The organism is Pseudonocardia ailaonensis (assembly GCF_039531635.1).
Taxonomy (GTDB): Bacteria; Actinomycetota; Actinomycetes; order Mycobacteriales; family Pseudonocardiaceae; genus Pseudonocardia; species Pseudonocardia ailaonensis.
This window is the reverse complement of the sequence record NZ_BAAAQK010000018.1, coordinates 547,207-563,631: the sequence shown is the minus strand read 5'-3', so window position 1 is coordinate 563,631 and position 16,425 is coordinate 547,207. Positions and strand designations below refer to the sequence as shown.

14 protein-coding genes are annotated in these 16,425 nt (G+C 73.7%); 11 read left to right on the top strand and 3 right to left on the bottom strand.

Annotated elements, in window-relative coordinates:
- Positions 1-18: 18 nt before the first annotated feature.
- Positions 19-633, bottom strand: coding sequence for a TetR/AcrR family transcriptional regulator (locus tag ABD324_RS24905; protein ID WP_344421741.1), 615 nt, complete (start codon positions 631-633; stop codon positions 19-21).
- 67 nt (positions 634-700) lie between these two features.
- Here ABD324_RS24905 and ABD324_RS24900 point away from each other — a divergent pair, with 67 nt between their 5' ends.
- From ABD324_RS24900 to ABD324_RS24860, 9 genes are all read left to right on the top strand, one after another.
- Positions 701-1,840 carry an acyl-CoA dehydrogenase family protein gene (locus tag ABD324_RS24900; RefSeq protein ID WP_344421738.1) on the top strand — a complete coding sequence of 380 codons (1,140 nt, stop codon included), beginning with the start codon at positions 701-703 and terminating at the stop codon, positions 1,838-1,840.
- Positions 1,840-3,399: an AMP-binding protein gene (locus tag ABD324_RS24895; protein WP_344421735.1), complete on the top strand. Its 1,560-nt coding sequence runs from the start codon at positions 1,840-1,842 to the stop codon at positions 3,397-3,399. The genes ABD324_RS24900 and ABD324_RS24895 overlap by 1 nt, the downstream gene beginning before the upstream one ends.
- Entirely contained in the window at positions 3,396-4,994 is a 1,599-nt protein-coding gene (locus ABD324_RS24890) for an acyl-CoA carboxylase subunit beta (protein ID WP_344421732.1), read from the top strand. The genes ABD324_RS24895 and ABD324_RS24890 overlap by 4 nt, the downstream gene beginning before the upstream one ends.
- Before the next feature lie 5 nt (positions 4,995-4,999).
- On the top strand, positions 5,000-7,000 hold the full coding sequence (locus tag ABD324_RS24885; protein ID WP_344421729.1) for an ATP-binding protein: 2,001 nt from the start codon (positions 5,000-5,002) through the stop codon (positions 6,998-7,000).
- Positions 7,001-7,028: 28 nt separating this feature from the next.
- Positions 7,029-7,775: an enoyl-CoA hydratase/isomerase family protein gene (locus ABD324_RS24880; RefSeq protein ID WP_344421726.1), complete on the top strand. Its 747-nt coding sequence runs from the start codon at positions 7,029-7,031 to the stop codon at positions 7,773-7,775.
- 2 nt (positions 7,776-7,777) lie between these two features.
- Complete coding sequence (locus ABD324_RS24875; RefSeq protein ID WP_344421723.1) at positions 7,778-8,572, top strand: TIGR03084 family metal-binding protein; 795 nt, start codon at positions 7,778-7,780, stop codon at positions 8,570-8,572.
- An 80-nt stretch (positions 8,573-8,652) separates the two neighbouring features.
- Entirely contained in the window at positions 8,653-10,290 is a 1,638-nt protein-coding gene (locus ABD324_RS24870) for an acyclic terpene utilization AtuA family protein (protein WP_425565897.1), read from the top strand.
- Positions 10,291-10,427: 137 nt separating this feature from the next.
- Positions 10,428-11,756 (top strand): MFS transporter, encoded by a 1,329-nt coding sequence (locus tag ABD324_RS24865; RefSeq protein WP_344421716.1) that lies wholly within the window; start codon positions 10,428-10,430, stop codon positions 11,754-11,756.
- On the top strand, positions 11,753-12,481 hold the full coding sequence (locus ABD324_RS24860; RefSeq protein ID WP_344421713.1) for an alpha/beta hydrolase: 729 nt from the start codon (positions 11,753-11,755) through the stop codon (positions 12,479-12,481). Before ABD324_RS24865 ends, ABD324_RS24860 begins: the two co-directional genes overlap by 4 nt.
- A gap of 14 nt (positions 12,482-12,495) precedes the next feature.
- Here ABD324_RS24860 and ABD324_RS24855 read toward each other — a convergent pair whose 3' ends face one another.
- Both ABD324_RS24855 and ABD324_RS24850 read right to left on the bottom strand, forming a co-directional pair.
- Positions 12,496-12,816, bottom strand: coding sequence for a nucleotidyl transferase AbiEii/AbiGii toxin family protein (locus ABD324_RS24855; protein WP_344421860.1), 321 nt, complete (start codon positions 12,814-12,816; stop codon positions 12,496-12,498).
- Positions 12,817-12,955: 139 nt separating this feature from the next.
- Complete coding sequence (locus ABD324_RS24850) at positions 12,956-13,276, bottom strand: hypothetical protein (RefSeq protein WP_344421710.1); 321 nt, start codon at positions 13,274-13,276, stop codon at positions 12,956-12,958.
- A gap of 56 nt (positions 13,277-13,332) precedes the next feature.
- Here ABD324_RS24850 and ABD324_RS24845 point away from each other — a divergent pair, with 56 nt between their 5' ends.
- Both ABD324_RS24845 and ABD324_RS24840 read left to right on the top strand, forming a co-directional pair.
- Positions 13,333-13,521, top strand: a complete 189-nt coding sequence (locus tag ABD324_RS24845) for a hypothetical protein (RefSeq protein ID WP_344421707.1) — start codon at positions 13,333-13,335, stop codon at positions 13,519-13,521.
- Between the two features lie 228 nt (positions 13,522-13,749).
- Positions 13,750-16,332 (top strand): AAA family ATPase, encoded by a 2,583-nt coding sequence (locus ABD324_RS24840; protein ID WP_344421704.1) that lies wholly within the window; start codon positions 13,750-13,752, stop codon positions 16,330-16,332.
- Positions 16,333-16,425 lie beyond the last annotated feature (93 nt).

Below are 16,425 nucleotides of genomic sequence, written 5' to 3'. Positions count from 1 at the left end.
GTGTGAGTCACTCCGGATTCACTGGGTGGAGGCGGGGACGGGCTCGACGCCGAGGCACGCGTGGGCCATCCCGTCGAGCAGGTCGCGCAGCCGCCCGTCGGGTAGTCCGCTGCGGAAGAACAGCGTGGACTGGATCGCGCCGACCGCCGCGTGCACGGCCAGGCGCAGCTCGCCGTCCGCCAGGTCCCGGCGCAGCGGGCCCAGCACGTGGACCAGGTCCTCGACGTAGTGCCGCTGCGCGCGGCGCAGCCGGCGGCGGTCCTCCGCGGGCAGGTTGTGGATCTCCCGGTGGTACACGGCGAGGATGCTGCGATGCTCCACGGCGATCGCAACATGGTCTCTGACCAGCGCCGAGAGGTGCTCGCGATCGGTGCCCGGCGTGCCGAGGATGGCAGCGGCACCGCCCGAGATCCGCTCCATGCCGCGGTCGAGCAGGGCGACGAGGATCGCGTCCTTGCTGTCGAAGTGCCGGTAGATGCCGGAGCCGACGATCCCGGCCTCGGCGCCGATGTCCGCCATGCCGACCGTGTGGAACCCGCGCCGCGCCGCCAGCTCGGCGGCGGCCACGAGGATGCGCTCGCGGCGCTCGGGATCGCGGCGGGGGCGGCTCGCGGGGGAGGTCGCGGTCGGCATCTGGCCATGATGGCAGCCGCGCGGTACGGTGCGCCACGAGTGAACCGAAAATCACTGGGGAGTCGGCGTGGACTTCGTCGAGACGGACGAACACCGTGATCTGCGGGCCGCTGTCGGTGCGATCGCGGCCCCGTTCGGCGGGGACTACTACGCGCGCCACGCCCGCGAGGGCGCCGAGTGCACGGAGCTGTGGGAGGCGCTGGGGGACAGCGGGTTCGCCGGCGTCAACATCGGTGAGGAGTACAGCGGGGGTGGCGGCGGCCTCGTCGAGCTCGCCATCGTGTGCGAGGAGCTCGCCGCGCAGGGCGCCCCGATCCTGCTGCTGCTGGTCACCCATGCGATCTCGGCGGAGGTGCTGGGCGAGTACGGCACGCCGGAGCAGCGCAAGGAGTGGCTGCCCGGGCTGGCGAGCGGCCGGCAGAAGGTGGTCTTCGCGATCACCGAGCCGAACGCGGGATCCAACAGCCACAAGCTCTCCACCCGTGCGCGGCGGGTCGGCGACGAGTGGATCGTGACCGGCGAGAAGTACTACATCTCCGGGGTCGACCACGCCGAGGCGCTGCTGCTGGTGGCCCGCACCGGCGATGAGGGGCAGCTGTCGCTCTTCCTCGTCCCCACGGACGCGCCGGGCCTGCAGAAGACCGTCCTGCCGGTCGACGTCATGCTCCCGGAGAAGCAGTTCACCCTGCACTTCGACGAGGTCCGGCTCCCCGCGTCCGCCCTGGTCGGCGAGGAGGGCCAGGGCTTCCGGCAGGTCTTCCACGGCCTCAACCCGGAGCGGATCACCGGTGCGGCCCTGTGCGTCGGCATCGCCCGCTACGCCCTCGGCAAGGCCGCGCAGTACGCGAAGGACCGGCAGGTGTGGGAGAAGCCGATCGGCTCCCACCAGGGCGTCGCGCACCCGCTGGCCAAGGCGAAGATCGAGACCGAGCTGGCCGCGCTGATGACCCGCAAGGCGGCCTGGCTGCACGCGAACGGCCTCCCTGCGGGGGAGGCGTCCAACATGGCGAAGTACGCCGCCGCCGAGGCCGCCATCGCCGCGTGCGACGCGGCCGTGCAGACCCACGGCGGAAACGGTGTGGCGCAGGAGTTCGGCCTGCTCCCGTACTGGGGCCTGGCCCGGCTGCTGCGGATCGCGCCCGTGAACCGGGAGATGATCCTCAACTACGTGGCCCAGCACAGCCTCGGGCTCCCGAGGAGCTACTGATGAGCATGATCCAGCGGATCAACGTCGGCGACCAGCTCACCCGCAGCGCCCACGCCCGTCCGTCGCAGCCCGCCCTGGTCGACGGCGACCGCCGCTGGACCTACGCCGAGCTCGACGCCTGGGTGAACCGCCTGGCCCGCGGCCTGGTCGAGCGCGGCTACCGGGTCGGGGACGCGCTGGCGCTGGCCTCGGCGAACAGCGCCGAGTTCCTCGCCGTCTACTACGCGTGTGCCAAGGCCGGCGTGGTCTGCGTGCCGGTCAACCTGGGCTGGAAGGCCGCCGAGGTCGCGTACGTCCTCGACCACGCGCAGGTCCGCGGCATCGTCGTGGAGAGCGGGCTCCTCCCCGATCTCGACCTCCCCGAGGTGTTCGTGGTGGGGGAGGGTCGAAGCGGCGCAACGCCTCTGGCCGCTCTCGAGTCCGCCGACGCGTCCCCGGTCGAGGTGGAGATCGACGACCGCGCGCCGCTGAGCTACCTCTACACGTCCGGCACCACGTCGTTCCCGAAGGGCGTGGTCGGCACCCACCTCGGCATCCACCTGGAGTCGATGTCCGCGGCGCTGGACAACGGCTGGTCCGCTGCGGACCGCTTCGTCGCGATGATGCCCATGTTCCACACCGCCCAGCTCAACGCGTTCTGCACGCCCGCGGTCACGGTGGGCGCCACGATCCACGTGCACCGCGGCTTCGACGCGGAGCGCTTCCTCGACACCATCGAGCGGGAGCGGATCACGCAGGTCTTCGGGCTGCCGATGATGTACCGGGCGGCCCTGGAGCACCCGTCCTTCGGCTCCCGCGACCTGAGCTCCCTGCGCCGCGCCACCTACGCGATGGCCGCGATGCCCGAGTCCCAGATCAAGGCCTGTCTCGACGGGTTCTTCGGGGGTCGGTCGGAGGCGGAGCCGACGGGGTGGGGAGAGCGCAGCGGGTTCTCCCTCCTGTTCGGACAGACGGAGATGTCGCCCATCACCACGCTCTTCCGTCCGGAGCACCAGCTCTCCCACGTCGGCGCCGTCGGCACCCCGCTCACCGGCGTCCAGGTCGGGATCATGGACGCGGACGGGACCCTGTTGCCGCGCGGGGGGACCGGCGAGATCGTCTACCGCGGCCCGTCGACCATGCAGGAGTACCTGCACGATCCCGACGCCACGGCGGAGGCGTTCCGGCACGGCTGGTTCCACTCCGGCGACGTCGGCCGGTTCGGCGAGGACGGCGTGCTCTGGTTCGCGGACCGCTTCAAGGACGTGATCAAGACCGGCGGCGAGAACGTGGCGTCGCTGGAGGTCGAGCGCGCGGTGTACGACGCGGCGCCGGACGTCGCCGAGGTCGTGGTGGTCGGGCTGCCGCACGAGCGGTGGAGCGAGGCGATCACGGCCGTCGTCGTCCCGAAGCCGGGCGCCACCGTCGACCCGGCCGGGCTCGTCGCGGCGCTGAAGGAGCGGCTCGACGGGTACAAGGTGCCCAAGGCCGTGATCGTCGTCGACGAGCTGCCCCGCACCTCGACCGGGAAGATCCAGAAGAACGTCGTCCGGGACACCCACGCGGAGTACTACACATGACGGTTCTCAGATCCCGGCTCGACGTGTCCTCGGAGGCCTACGCGAGCAACCGCAAGGCGCAGCTGGAGGTGATCGCCCAGCTCGACGAGCAGCTGGAGCTGGCGATCGCCGGCGGCGGCGAGCGGTACACGCAGCGACACCGCGACCGCGGCAAGCTCACGGTGCGCGAGCGCCTGGAGCTGCTGCTCGACCCGGACAGCCCGTTCCTGGAGCTCTCCCCGCTGGCCGCGTGGGGCAGCGAGTTCACGGTCGGCGCCACCGTGCTCACCGGCATCGGCGTGGTGTCCGGTGTGGAGTGCGTGGTCATCGGGCACGACCCGACGGTGCGTGGCGGGGCGATGAACCCGTTCTCGCTCAAGAAGACGCTGCGCGCCTTGGAGATCGCCCGGATCAACCGGCTCCCGGTGATCAACCTGGTGGAGTCCGGCGGGGCCGACCTGCCCACCCAGGCGGACCTGTTCGTGCCCGCCGGCCGGATCTTCCACGAGCTCACCGAGCTGTCGTCGCTGGCGATCCCCACGGTCGCGCTCGTGTTCGGCAACTCGACCGCCGGCGGGGCGTACGTGCCCGGCATGTGCGACTACGCCGTCCTCGTCGACCGCCGCGCCAAGGTGTTCCTCGGCGGCCCGCCGCTGGTCCGGATGGCCACCGGCGAGGAGTCGGACGACGAGTCCCTCGGCGGCGCCGAGATGCACAGCCGGGTCTCCGGCCTCTCCGACTACTTCGCGGCCGACGAGCAGGACGCCATCCGGCTCGGCCGGCAGATCCTCTCGCGCATCAACTGGCACAAGCTCGGTCCCGCGCCCGCCATGGACCCCGAGCCGCCGCGCTACGACCCGGAGGAGATCCTCGGGCTGCTCCCGCCGGAGGCGAAGATCCCGTTCGACCCGCGGGAGGTGCTGGCGCGCACCGTCGACGGCTCGGACTTCGACGAGTACAAGCCCCTCTACGGCACGTCGCTGGTCACCGGCTGGGCCCGGCTGCACGGCTATCCGGTCGGGATCCTCGCGAACCACCGCGGCGTGCTGTTCAGCGAGGAGGCCAAGAAGGCGTCCGAGTTCATCCTGCTGGCGAACCAGACGGACACGCCGTTGATCTTCCTGCAGAACACCACCGGCTACATGGTCGGCAAGGAGTACGAGCAGGGCGGGATCATCAAGGACGGCGCCAAGATGATCAACGCCGTGACCAACAGCCAGGTCCCGCACCTCACGATCACCATGGCGTCGAGCTTCGGCGCGGGCAACTACGGCATGTCCGGCCGCGCCTACGATCCGCGCCTGATGTTCGCCTGGCCAGGCGCCAAGCTCGCCGTGATGGGTGCCGCGCAGCTCGCCGGCGTGATGTCCATCGTCGGCAGGGCCTCGGCGCAGAGCCAGGGCAAACCGTTCGACGAGGAGGCCGACGCCGCCCGCACCCGGGCGATCGAGGAGCAGATCGAGGCGGAGTCGCACAGCTTCTTCGTCACCGGGAAGCTCTACGACGACGGCATCGTCGATCCCCGGGACACCCGCACCGTGCTCGGCCTGTCGCTGTCCGCCGTGCACTCCCAGACCGTCGCCGGCCGCCGCGGCTTCGGCGTCTTCCGGATGTGAGCGCCATGATCTCGAAGTTGTTGGTGGCCAACCGCGGGGAGATCGCCGCGCGGGTCATGCGCACCGCCCACGCCCTCGGTATCGCGACCGTCGCCGTCTACTCGGATCCCGACGCCGACGCCCCGTTCGTCCGGCTCGCCGACGAGGCCGTCAGGCTCCCCGGCGCCGCCCCGTCGGAGACCTACCTGCGCGCCGATCTGGTGATCGCCGCCGCGCGCGCCACGGGTGCCGACGCCGTGCACCCCGGCTACGGCTTCCTCTCGGAGAACGCCGGTTTCGCGCGGGACTGCGCGGCCGCGGGACTGACGTTCGTCGGCCCCACGCCGGAGGCCATCGCCTCCATGGGCTCCAAGCTGGAGGCCAAGGCGCTCATGGACAAGGCCGGCGTCCCGGTCCTCCCCGGGGCGACGGTGCAGGCCGACTCGGACCTCGGCGCGCTCGCCGCGGACATCGGGTTCCCGGTGCTGGTGAAGGCGGCCTTCGGCGGCGGCGGGCGCGGGATGCGGGTGGTGCACGACGCCTCCGCCCTGGCCGACGCCGTGGAGGGCGCCCGGCGCGAGGCCGCGTCGGCGTTCGGCGACGGCACGGTCTTCCTGGAGCGCTTCGTCGTCGACCCCCGCCACGTCGAGGTCCAGATCCTCGGCGACACCCACGGCGAGGTCGTCAGCCTCTTCGAGCGCGAGTGCTCCATCCAGCGGCGCTACCAGAAGATCGTCGAGGAGAGCCCCTCCCCGGCCGTCGACGCGGACCTGCGCGCCGAGCTCGGGGCCGCGGCGGTCGCGGCGGGCAAGGCGATCGGCTACACCGGCGCCGGCACGGTCGAGTTCGTCATGGACCGGCAGGGGACGTTCTTCTTCCTCGAGGTCAACACCCGGCTGCAGGTCGAGCACCCGGTCACCGAGCTGGTCACCGGCCTGGACCTGGTCGCGCTGCAGCTGCGGGTCGCGGAGGGCGAGCCGCTCCCACGGGAGGTGCTCGACGCCGGCATCACCGGCCACGCGATCGAGGTCCGGCTCTACGCCGAGGACGTGCCGGCCGGTTTCCTCCCCTCGACCGGCACCCTGCACCGCTTCCGCATCCCGGCCCTGCCCGGCGTCCGCGTGGACTCCGGCGTCGAGGACGGCTCGGTCGTCGGCCCGCACTACGATCCCATGCTGGCCAAGGTGATCGCCCACGGCCGCACCCGCGCCGAGGCCGCCCGGACGTTGGCCCGCGCGTTGCAGCGCAGCGAGATCCACGGCGTGACCACCAATCGGGACCTGCTCGTCGGCCTCCTGCGCGAGGAGGAGTTCCTCGCCGGCCGCACCGACACCGGCTACCTGACCCGCCACCCCGACCTCACCACCCCCGTGAGTGGCAATAGTCGCTCTAGCGACTATTGCCACTCACGAGCCCTGGCAGCGGCTCTGGCGGGGCAGGCGTCGAACCGGGCGCTCGCGGTGGTCCAGCAGGGGCTGCCGTCCGGCTGGCGCAACGTGGGCGGGCTGCCGCAGAAGGTCGTGTACACGCTGGGGGACAGCACCGTCGAGGTCGCCTACGCGTTCCGCCGCGGTGGCCTCACGGCGTCCGTGAACGGGGAGCCCCTCGACGTCCGGGTGATCTCGGCGGCCCCGGACGCCGTGGACCTGGAGATCGGCGGGGTCCGCCGTCGGTACACCGTGTCCCGGGTGCCGGGCTGGTCCTACGTGGACGGACCGGACGGGTCCGCGGCCCTGGCCGAGGTGCCCCGTCTCGCCGACCCGGACGCCGTCGCCCACGCCGGGTCGCTGCTCGCCCCGATGCCCGGCGGTGTGGTCAGGGTGCTCGCCGCGCCGGGGGACACGGTCGCCGCGGGACAGCCGCTCGTGGTCCTGGAGGCGATGAAGATGGAGCACACCGTCGTCGCGCCGGTCGACGGCGTCGTCGCGGAGATCCAGGTGGGACCGGGCGACCAGGTGGACACGGGGCAGGTCCTCGCCGTCGTCGAGGACGAGGTCGAGGACGAGGTCGAGGAGGCGGCACACTGAACCGCCCCGAACTGCGGAGGATGCTCCCGTGAGCGTGACGTACGAGGTCGTCGACGGCGTCGCCTGGCTGACGATCGACCGGCCCGAGGCCCGCAACGCCCTGAGCAGGGAGGTCTGCGACGGGCTGTGGGAGGGCACGCACCGCTTCGTCGCGGACGGGTCGGCCGCCGTCCTCGTGCTCACCGGCGCCGGCGACCGGGCGTTCTGCGCCGGCGGCGACCTCAAGGAGATGGCGGCGACCTCGCTGGAGATCCCGCCGCCGGACTTCCTGCCCCAGTTCGGCCGCAACGTCGACGTCCCCAAACCGACGATCGCGGCCGTCAACGGCGTGGCCTACGGGGGCGGGTTCCTCCTGGCGCAGCAGTGCGACCTGGTGGTCGCCGCCGACCGGGCGCGGTTCGCCGTCTCCGAGGTGAAGGTCGGCCGCGGATCACCCTGGGCCGCACCGCTGTCCTGGCTCGTGCCACCGCGGATCGCGATGGAGATCCTCCTGACGGGGGACCCGTTCGACGCCCACCGCGCGCAGGCGTACGGGCTCGTCAACCACGTGGTGCCCGCGGGGGAGCTGCGGGCGCACACCCAGGCGCTGGCCGAGCGGATCGCGGCGAACGCGCCGCTGTCGGTGAAGGCCGCCAAACGGACCGCGTACCTGTCGCGGCCGGACGTCTACGACCGGGCCGAGGAGATCTGGGCGCCGGTGTACCTCTCGCAGGACGCGCAGGAGGGCCCGGCGGCCTTCCGCGACAAGCGGACCCCGATCTGGAAGGGGCGGTAGCCGTGCCGGTCTCGATGCCCGATCTGGCCGCGGACCTGGAGGCCGAGTCCGCCGTGCTGCGCGCGATCCTCGCCGGCCTCGACGAGGAGGGCTGGCGGCGCCCGACCCCGGCCGCCGGCTGGTCCGTGGGCGACCAGATCTCCCACCTGGCCTACTTCGACGACGTCGCGCTCCGCTCGGCCACGGACCCGGAGGCGTTCGCGGCGGAGAAGGCGGAGATGGACTCCGGGGGCGGGGTGGACCCGGACGACATCGCGGAGCGGTTCCGGTCGCGGTCCGGCGCCGAGCTGCTGGCCTGGTTCGACGACGCGCGGGGCCGGCTGGTCCGGACCTTCGCCGGGCTGGAGCCCGGGCTGCGGGTGCCGTGGTTCGGGCCGCCGATGAGCGCCGCGTCCTCGCTGACCGCGCGGATCATGGAGACCTGGGCACACGGGCAGGACGTGGCGGACGCGGTGGGTGTCATCCGGGAGCCGAGCGTGCGGCTGCGGCACGTCGCGCACATCGGGGTCGGGGCGCGCGCGTTCAGCTATGCGCTGCACGGGCGGACGGTGCCGGAGGCTCCGGTCCGGGTGGAGCTGGACGCACCGGACGGTGCACTGTGGACCTGGGGACCGGAGGGCGCGGCGGACCGGATCACCGGCACCGCCCTGGACTTCGCCCTGCTCATCACCCAGCGCCGGCACCGCGACGACCTCGCGTTGCAGGTCACGGGCCCGGCGGCGCGGGAGTGGGTCGAGATCGGACAGGCCTTCGCCGGGACGCCCGGTGGGGGCCGGAAGCCGGGGGAGTTCACGTGAGCGCACCATCGGCACGGCGTGCGGTCCGCGTCGGCAACTGCTCGGGGTTCTACGGGGACCGGCTGAGCGCCGCCCGGGAGATGGTCGACGGGCCGGAGCCGATCGACGTCCTGTGCGGGGACTACCTCGCGGAGCTGACCATGCTCATCCTCGCGAAGGCGCAGGCCAAGGATCCCGCGGCCGGCTACGCGAAGACCTTCGTGACGCAGATGCGGGACGTCCTGGGCACCTGCCTCGCCAAGGGGATCAAGGTCGTCGCCAACGCGGGTGGGCTCAACCCGTCCGGCCTGGCCGCGGCGCTCGACGAGCTCGGGACCGGCGCCCGGATCGCCTTCGTCGAGGGCGACGACCTGCGCGGCTCGCTCGGCGACATCGTGCCCGCCGTCGAGGGGAAGCCGGTGTCCGCCAACGCCTATCTCGGCGGATGGGGGATCGCGGAGGCCCTCGCCGAGGGCGCGGACGTGGTGGTGACGGGCCGGGTCACGGACGCGTCGCTGGTCGTCGGCCCGGCGGCGTGGTGGCACGGGTGGACGCCCGCAGACCTCGACGCGCTCGCCGGTGCCGTCGTGGCCGGGCACGTGATCGAGTGCGGCCCGCAGGCCTGCGGCGGCAACTACTCCTTCCTCGCCGAGATCACGGACCGGCGCTATCCCGGCTTCCCGATCGCCGAGGTCGCCGCCGACGGCTCGTCCGTGATCACCAAACAGCCGGGCACCGGCGGGCTGGTCTCGACCGGCACCGTGACCGCGCAGCTGCTCTACGAGATCGCCGGGCCCGCCTACCTCGGCCCGGACTGCACCACGCACTTCGACTCGATCGCGCTGGCGCAGGAGGGCCCGGACCGGGTCGCGATCTCCGGGGTGAGGGGCAGCGCGCCGCCGCCGACGCTGAAGGTCGCGCTCAACGACGCCGGCGGCTACCGCAACTCCATGACGCTCGTGCTCACCGGCCTCGACATCGAGGAGAAGGCCGCGTGGGCGGAGGAGGAGCTCTTCGCGATCCTCGGCGGGCGCTCGCGGTTCGCGGACGTGGACGTGCGCCTGCTGCGCTTCGACCGCCCGGACGCGCCGTCGAACGACCAGGCCACGGCGCACCTGCGGATCACGGTGAAGGACCCGGACCCGCGGCTCGTCGGGCGCGCCTTCTCGAACGCGACGATGGAGCTCGCGCTGGGCGGCTACGCGGGCTTCCACACCACGACCCCGCCGGGCGCGGAGTCGGCCTACGGCGTCTACCGCCCCGCCGCCGTGCCGCGCTCCGCGGTGACCCACACCGTCGTCCTCCCGGACGGCACCCGCCGGACGGTCGCGGACCCGCAGGTGGGGGAGCAGCCCCCGGCCCGCCCCGAGGTCGCGGCCCCGGTGGCGCCGGAAGGTCCCTCGGAGCGCGTCCCGCTGGGCCGGATCTGCGGGGCGCGGTCCGGGGACAAGGGCGGGAACGCGAACGTCGGCGTGTGGACCCGGACCGATGCGGAGTACGCCTGGCTGCGGGGGTTCCTCACCGCCGACACGGCCCGTGAGCTGCTCGGACCCGAGGCCGCCGAGCTGCCGATCGAGGTGTTCGCGCTACCGAACCTGCGGGCGGTCAACGTCGTCGTGCACGGCATCCTGGGCGAGGGCGTCGCGTCGTCCGTCCGGCCGGACCCGCAGGCCAAGGGGCTCGGCGAGTACCTGCGCAGCCGGGTCGTCGACGTCCCCGCGGCGCTGCTGGGCCCGTGAGATAGCGCCGGCCTCGGGATCTGCGCGGCTCATCCACGGGGAAGCCCCACCGCGTGCGGGAGGTCCGGTTCGCCTGATCCGGCGCGGGCCCGCGCGGAGGAGCATCCTCTCCGCAGAGGCGACCCGGGAGGACCGCGATGAGCACCACCGACAGAGACGTCGGAGCCGTCGAGAAGGACGACCGGCTGGTCCGGTCCGGGGTACGGCGCGCGGGCCGCCGCCTCGTCCCCCTGCTGATCCTGCTGTACTTCGTGAACTACCTCGACCGCGTGAACATCGGCTTCGCCGGGCCCAACGGCATGAACCAGGAGCTGGGGCTCTCGGCGACGATGTTCGGCGTCGCGTCCGGCGTGTTCTTCATCGGGTACCTGATCCTCGAGGTGCCCAGCAACCTCATGCTGCACCGCTTCGGTGCCCGGCGCTGGATCGCCCGCATCCTCGTGACCTGGGGGATCGTCGCCACCGCCATCGCGTTCGTGCCCAACGCGACCTGGCTGGTCGTCCTGCGGTTCCTGCTCGGCGTGGCCGAGGCCGGCTTCTTCCCGGGCATCATCCTGTACCTCACGTACTGGTTCCCGGGAAAGCAGCGGGCGCGCATGACGGCCTGGTTCATGACCGCCATCCCGGTCTCCACGGCCCTCGGCGCCGTCGTCTCGTCGCTGATCATCGAGTACACGCACGGCCTGTTCGGGCTCTCCGGCTGGCGGGTGATGTTCCTGATCGAGGGCATCCCGTCCGTCCTGCTGGCCGTCGCCGTCTGGTTCCTGCTGACGGACCGGCCGGGGCAGGCGACGTGGATGCCGAAGGAGGAGAGCGACGCCCTCGAACGCGCCCTCGACGCGGAGCGCTCCGAGACCGCGACGGCCGGGCCCGGCTCGGTCGCCGGGGCACTCCGGAGCGGGCGGGTGCTGGCGCTGTCCTGGGTGTACTTCGGGATCGTCTACGGCCTGTACGCCCTGGGCTTCTTCCTGCCGACGATCGTGAAGGGCTTCGCCGCCCAGTTCGGCACGAGCTTCTCGACGGTCGAGCAGGGGCTGATCACGGCGATCCCGTACGTCGTCGGGCTCGTGGTGATGGTGGTGTGGACGCGCCGCTCCGCCAACCCGACGGTGCGCGTCGCCGTGCCCGCGCTCGTCGGCGGAATCGCCATCCCGGTCGCCCTGTACCTGTCGAACCCGTGGCTCGCCATCGTGGCCGTGACGATCTGCGCGTGCGGTGTGCTCGCCGCGCTGCCCGGCTTCTGGTCCCTGCCCACCGCCTACCTGACGGGTGCGGCGGCGGCCGCCGGCATCGGACTGATCAACTCGCTGGGCAACCTGTCCGGCTTCGTCGCCCCCTACGTGACCGGCGCGCTGTCCGACGCGACCGGCAGCAACAAGGCAGGGTTGTGGGTGGTGGGGGCCGCCATGGTGTCGGCGGCGCTGGTCACCTGGCTGCTCCGCCGTACCCGGAAGGCTCCTTCGTGAAGCTGCACACCGAGACCCGCGGCGACGGTCCCCGCCGCGTCGCCCTCGTCCACGGCCTCGGGGTCCGCGGCGCGATGTGGGGGTCGCTCGCGGACCGGATCGCCGCGACCGGTGCCTCGGTGACCACAGTGGACCTGCGCGGTCACGGCGCCAGCCCGCGCGCCGACCACTACACGGCGGACGACATGGCCGCCGACCTCGTCGAGACCCTCCCGACCGGCCTCGACGTCGTGATGGGCCACTCGCTGGGCGGCGCGGTCCTGGTCCGCGCGGCCGCCGCGCTCGCCCCCGCCCGGGCGGTCTACCTCGATCCCGGCTTCCGCATCGGCCTGCCCACGAAGGGGCTGGCCGGGAAGCTGTTCTGGGCCGCGCCGGCCCTGTCCCTCGGCCTCGCCACGCTCGCCTCCACCCCGGCCCGCCGCAAGCGGGAGGCCGCCTACTCCCCGGAGGACCGCGCGCTGCTCGCCGAGTCCCGCGCCGGCCTGGAGAAGCGCCTCGCGGTCGACGTCTTCCGGGACATCGCCCACCATCCGTTCGCCGCGGCCCCGCCCGCCGTCCCGTCGACGGTCGTCCTGTCCGCCGACGGCTCCCAGGTGGTCCCGGACGCCCTGGCTACCGAGCTGGAGGGGCTGGGCTGGGAGATCCGCCGGGTCCCGACCGTGCACCACGAGTTCTGGGTCGAGGACTTCGACGCGACCTGGGATGCGATCCAGGACCGAGTCTGACTGTCGTCCCGGACTCAGGAGCGGACGTCGCCCTTCTTCCCCCGGCCGTCCAACGTGCCTGCCCAGGCCAGCATGCGACCGACGAGGGCCTGTGCCTCCGAACCGGACAACCCGTATGCGGTGAACTCGGCCTCGGGGAGCCGTCGGACCGCGCGGAGCGACACGGTGAACGCACTGTCGTCGAAGCCGGCGTCGTGTTGGGTCGCCAGCGCGAGCAACTGCTCGTCCGAGTAGCGGCCCGAGCGTCTGACCGCGTCGACGTCGATGAAGTCCCGAGCTTGCGCCCGGGAGTAGAGGGCGCTGATCTTGTTGGCGATGGCGTCGTCGGGGTGCAGAACCGGGCCGACGGCGAGCGCAACAGGCGGGTGTGCCCGCCAGTCGACGCCGAGCTCGACCTTGGCCGTGGCTCCGCAGGCAGGTTCGATGACCTGGAGGCGGACGAAGGCCGCAGTATCGACCCGCTATCGGTCCTGATCACGCCGCCGCAGCGAGGCCGGGGAACCGGGCCTCCCACAACCGTCGGACCCGGGCCGGAAGGAACAGCTCCGGCCAGAGTGTGCGGAGCCGGTCGGCGTTGATCAGGCGGGCCAGGTCGCCGGGACGAACGGCGTCGACGAGGACTCGCTCGTAGAACACCACGGTGTCCGCGCGGTCGTCGAGGTCGTAGTCACGGCGGCCGGTCCAGCCCAGTTCGGGCGGCAGGACGACCTTCCCGGCGGCTGCGCCGCTGAGGTCGGCGAGAGCGTCGGGCACGACGTAAGGTCGGCGGTCACCGTAGGTCTGCGCGTCGGGCACCTGCTCAGTATTCACCCGCCGCCCTCGTGATGGGGTCGGACGTCGATCGATCAGGGGTGGGTGAGCCGCCCGCCGTCCCGTCGACGGTCGTCCTGTCCGCCGACGGCTCCCAGGTGGTCCCGGACGCCCTGGCTACCGAGCTGGAGGGGCTGGGCTGGGAGATCCGCCGGGTCCCGACCGTGCACCACGAGTTCTGGGTCGAGGACTTCGACGCGACCTGGGCGGCGGTTCACGACCGGGTGTGAGCACCGTCCAGCTGTCGTTCGTGCGGGTGTCCGCGCCGTAGCGCGGGGCCAGTGCGGCCACGGCGACCAGCACCGCGAGCAGGACCCATCCCGTCATGGCGGTCTCCTTCCGTCGGGTTCGCGACCCACGGTGCCCCGCGGGACGGACCCCGACATCGGGACGAGATGCCCATCTTCCGGGGGCGGGCACCCCATCCCGGCAGGTCCCGGCCGCCTACGATGTGCGCCGTGGAGCTCCTGGAACGGGAGCCGCTCCTGGCGTCGCTGCGCGGACTGCACGCCGACGCACGCGGCGGCGCGGGCAGCGTCGTGTTCGTCGAGGGCGAGGCGGGCGCGGGGAAGTCCGTGCTCGTCGAGGCGTTCTGCCGTGCTCTCTCGACGCCCGTCCACCTCGGCTACTGCGACGCGCTCGACACCCCCCGGGTGCTCGGCCCCCTGCACGACATGGCCCGGTCGTGGCCGCGGGCGCTGCGCGGGCCGCTCGCCACGGGCGACCGGCACGCCGTGTTCACCGCGTTCCTCGACGCGATCGCCGCCGGCGGTTCGGTGAGCGTGGTCGAGGACGCGCACTGGGCGGACGACGCCACGCTCGACCTGCTGCGGTTCGCCGCCCGCCGGATCGCGCCGCTCGAGGCGCTGCTCGTCGTGACCTACCGGCCCGAGGACCTGGGCGCGGACCATCCGCTGCGGCGGCTGCTCGGCGACCTCGCAACCACCCGCTCGGTGCACCGGCTCGCTGTGCCGGCCCTGTCGGAGGCGGCGGTGCGGGCGCTGGCCGGGGCCCGGGACGGCGGCACGCTGCACGCCGTGACCGGGGGCAACGCGTTCTTCGTGACCGAGGCGCTGCGCACCCCTGAGCAGGAGATCCCGGCCACCGTGCGGGACGCGGTGCTCGCCCGCGTCGGGCGGCTGGACCCCGCGGTCCGGGTCGTGCTCGACGGGGTGTCGCTCGTGCCCGAGGGGGCGGTGGGCGCCTTGCGGGAGGCGGTGGTCGCCGTGGACCCGATGGCGTTCGACGAGGGCATCCGGTCCGGGATCCTCGTGCTCGACGGGCCGGTCGTCCGCTTCCGCCACGAGCTCGCCCGCCGGGTCGTCGAGGCGGAGGTCCCCGCCGGCCGGGCCGTGGAGCTGCACGGTCGCATCATCTCGGTACTCGACGCGGTCGGCGGCGCCGATCCCGCCCGGATGGCGTTCCACGCCGACGCCGCGCACGACGCCGCCGGCGTCCTGCGCCACGCCCCGGCTGCCGCGCGGGCCGCCGTCCGGCTCGGGGCCCACCGGGAGGCCGCGGCCCACTACGCGCGGGCCGTGCGCCACGCCGAGCGCGTCGCCGCACCCGTCGAGCTCCGGGCCGAGCTGTGGGAACGGCGGGCCGAGGCACACGAGAACAGCCACTGGGCCGGGTCGGCCGCCACGGGCGGCGGGGACATCGCCGCGGCCGTCGCGGCGGCCGAACGGGCGGCGGAGCTGTGGGAGGAGACCGGCGACGCCGAGCAGGCGGCCGCCGCAGGAGCACGTCGGGCCCTGCTGTGGTGGATCTCGGGCCGCCGGGAGGAGGCCGCCCGCGCCGCCGCGGCGGTGGCCGAGGCCCTGGTCCGGCTGCCGCCGGGCCCGCGGACGGGACAGGCCCACGCCGCCCTCGCGCGGCTGCGCATGCTCGCGCGGGACCTGCCCGCCGCCGTCGCCTCGGGCACGGTCGCGGTGGCCCACGCGGAGGAGCACGGCGACACCACCACGCTGGCCCACGCGCTGGGCGTCGTCGGCAACGCCCTGTGGACCACCGAACCCGAGCGGGCCGCCGCCCTGCTGGCCCGCAGCGTCGAGGTCGCACGGTCGGTGGGCAACGACCTGATGACCGCGGTCGCCCTGGGGAACCTCGGGGCCGGGGCGGCCGCGGTCCACGACCACCCGACGGCGGACCGGTGGCTGGCCGAGGCCGAGAGGTGGTGTGCCGCAAGGGATCTCGACGCGATGCGGGGCTTCGTCCGGGCCTGGCAGGCGCGGTCGGCCTTCGACCAGGGACGCTGGACGGAGGCCACGGCCGCGGCGGTGGAGGTCGTCGACGGGCGGGTGGTGCACCCGGCCGGGCTGGCCGTCGCGCTCACCGTCCTCGGCCGGCTGCGCGCCCGCCGCGGTGACCCGGACCCGGCAGGCCCGCTGCGCAGGGCCGCGGCGCTCGCGGGGCGCGGTGATGATCTCCTCCTGCTCTGGCCCGTCACCGCCGGGCTCGCGGAGGTGGCATGGCTGGCCGGCGCCCCCGGCCCGGTCGAGGAGCTGCAGCGGACCCACGCCCTGGCCGTCGCCCACGGGGACGGGTGGGCCGCCGGGGAGCTCGGCCACTGGCTGGGTCTGTCCGGGGTGGAGCCCGGGCTCGCCCGCCCGTGGGCGCGGCAGCGGGCCGGGGACGCCGAGGGGGCCGCGAGCGCGTGGCGCGAGCTCGGCCTGCCCTACGAGGCGGCCCTCGCCCGCTCAGCCGGCGACGATCCGGACGAGCTGCGGGCGGCCATGGACGACCTGCGCGACCTGGGTGCCTGGCCGGCGGCCGAGCTGGTGGCCCGGCGGCTGCGCGAGCTCGGCGTGCGCAACCTGCCCCGCCGGCCGCGGAGGTCGACCCGGGAGAACCCGGGCCTGCTCACCGAACGCCAGGCCGAGGTGCTCGAGCTGCTGGAGGCCGGGCTGCGCAACGTCGACATCGCCGCCCGGCTGCACATCTCGGCCAAGACCGTCGACCACCACGTCTCGGCGATCCTGGCGAAGCTCGGCGTCGGCACCCGGCGCGAGGCGGCGAGCTGGGCCCGGGACGGGAGGTGACCGGCGCCAAGATGGGGAGCTGCTCCCGATACGCCGCAGGGCGCGGCCGGACAGGGTCGTGGCGTCGAGGGTGACCGACACCCTCCACGACCG

Excerpts from the sequence above, each read along its gene's own strand:
- ABD324_RS24865 (WP_344421716.1), top strand. The coding sequence starts at position 10,428 with ATGAGCACCACCGACAGAGACGTCGGAGCCGTCGAGAAGGACGACCGG.
- ABD324_RS24885 (WP_344421729.1), top strand. The coding sequence starts at position 5,000 with ATGATCTCGAAGTTGTTGGTGGCCAACCGCGGGGAGATCGCCGCGCGG.
- ABD324_RS24905 (WP_344421741.1), bottom strand. The coding sequence starts at position 633 with ATGCCGACCGCGACCTCCCCCGCGAGCCGCCCCCGCCGCGATCCCGAG.
- ABD324_RS24870 (WP_425565897.1), top strand. The coding sequence starts at position 8,653 with ATGGTCGACGGGCCGGAGCCGATCGACGTCCTGTGCGGGGACTACCTC.
- ABD324_RS24895 (WP_344421735.1), top strand. The coding sequence starts at position 1,840 with ATGAGCATGATCCAGCGGATCAACGTCGGCGACCAGCTCACCCGCAGC.
- ABD324_RS24890 (WP_344421732.1), top strand. The coding sequence starts at position 3,396 with ATGACGGTTCTCAGATCCCGGCTCGACGTGTCCTCGGAGGCCTACGCG.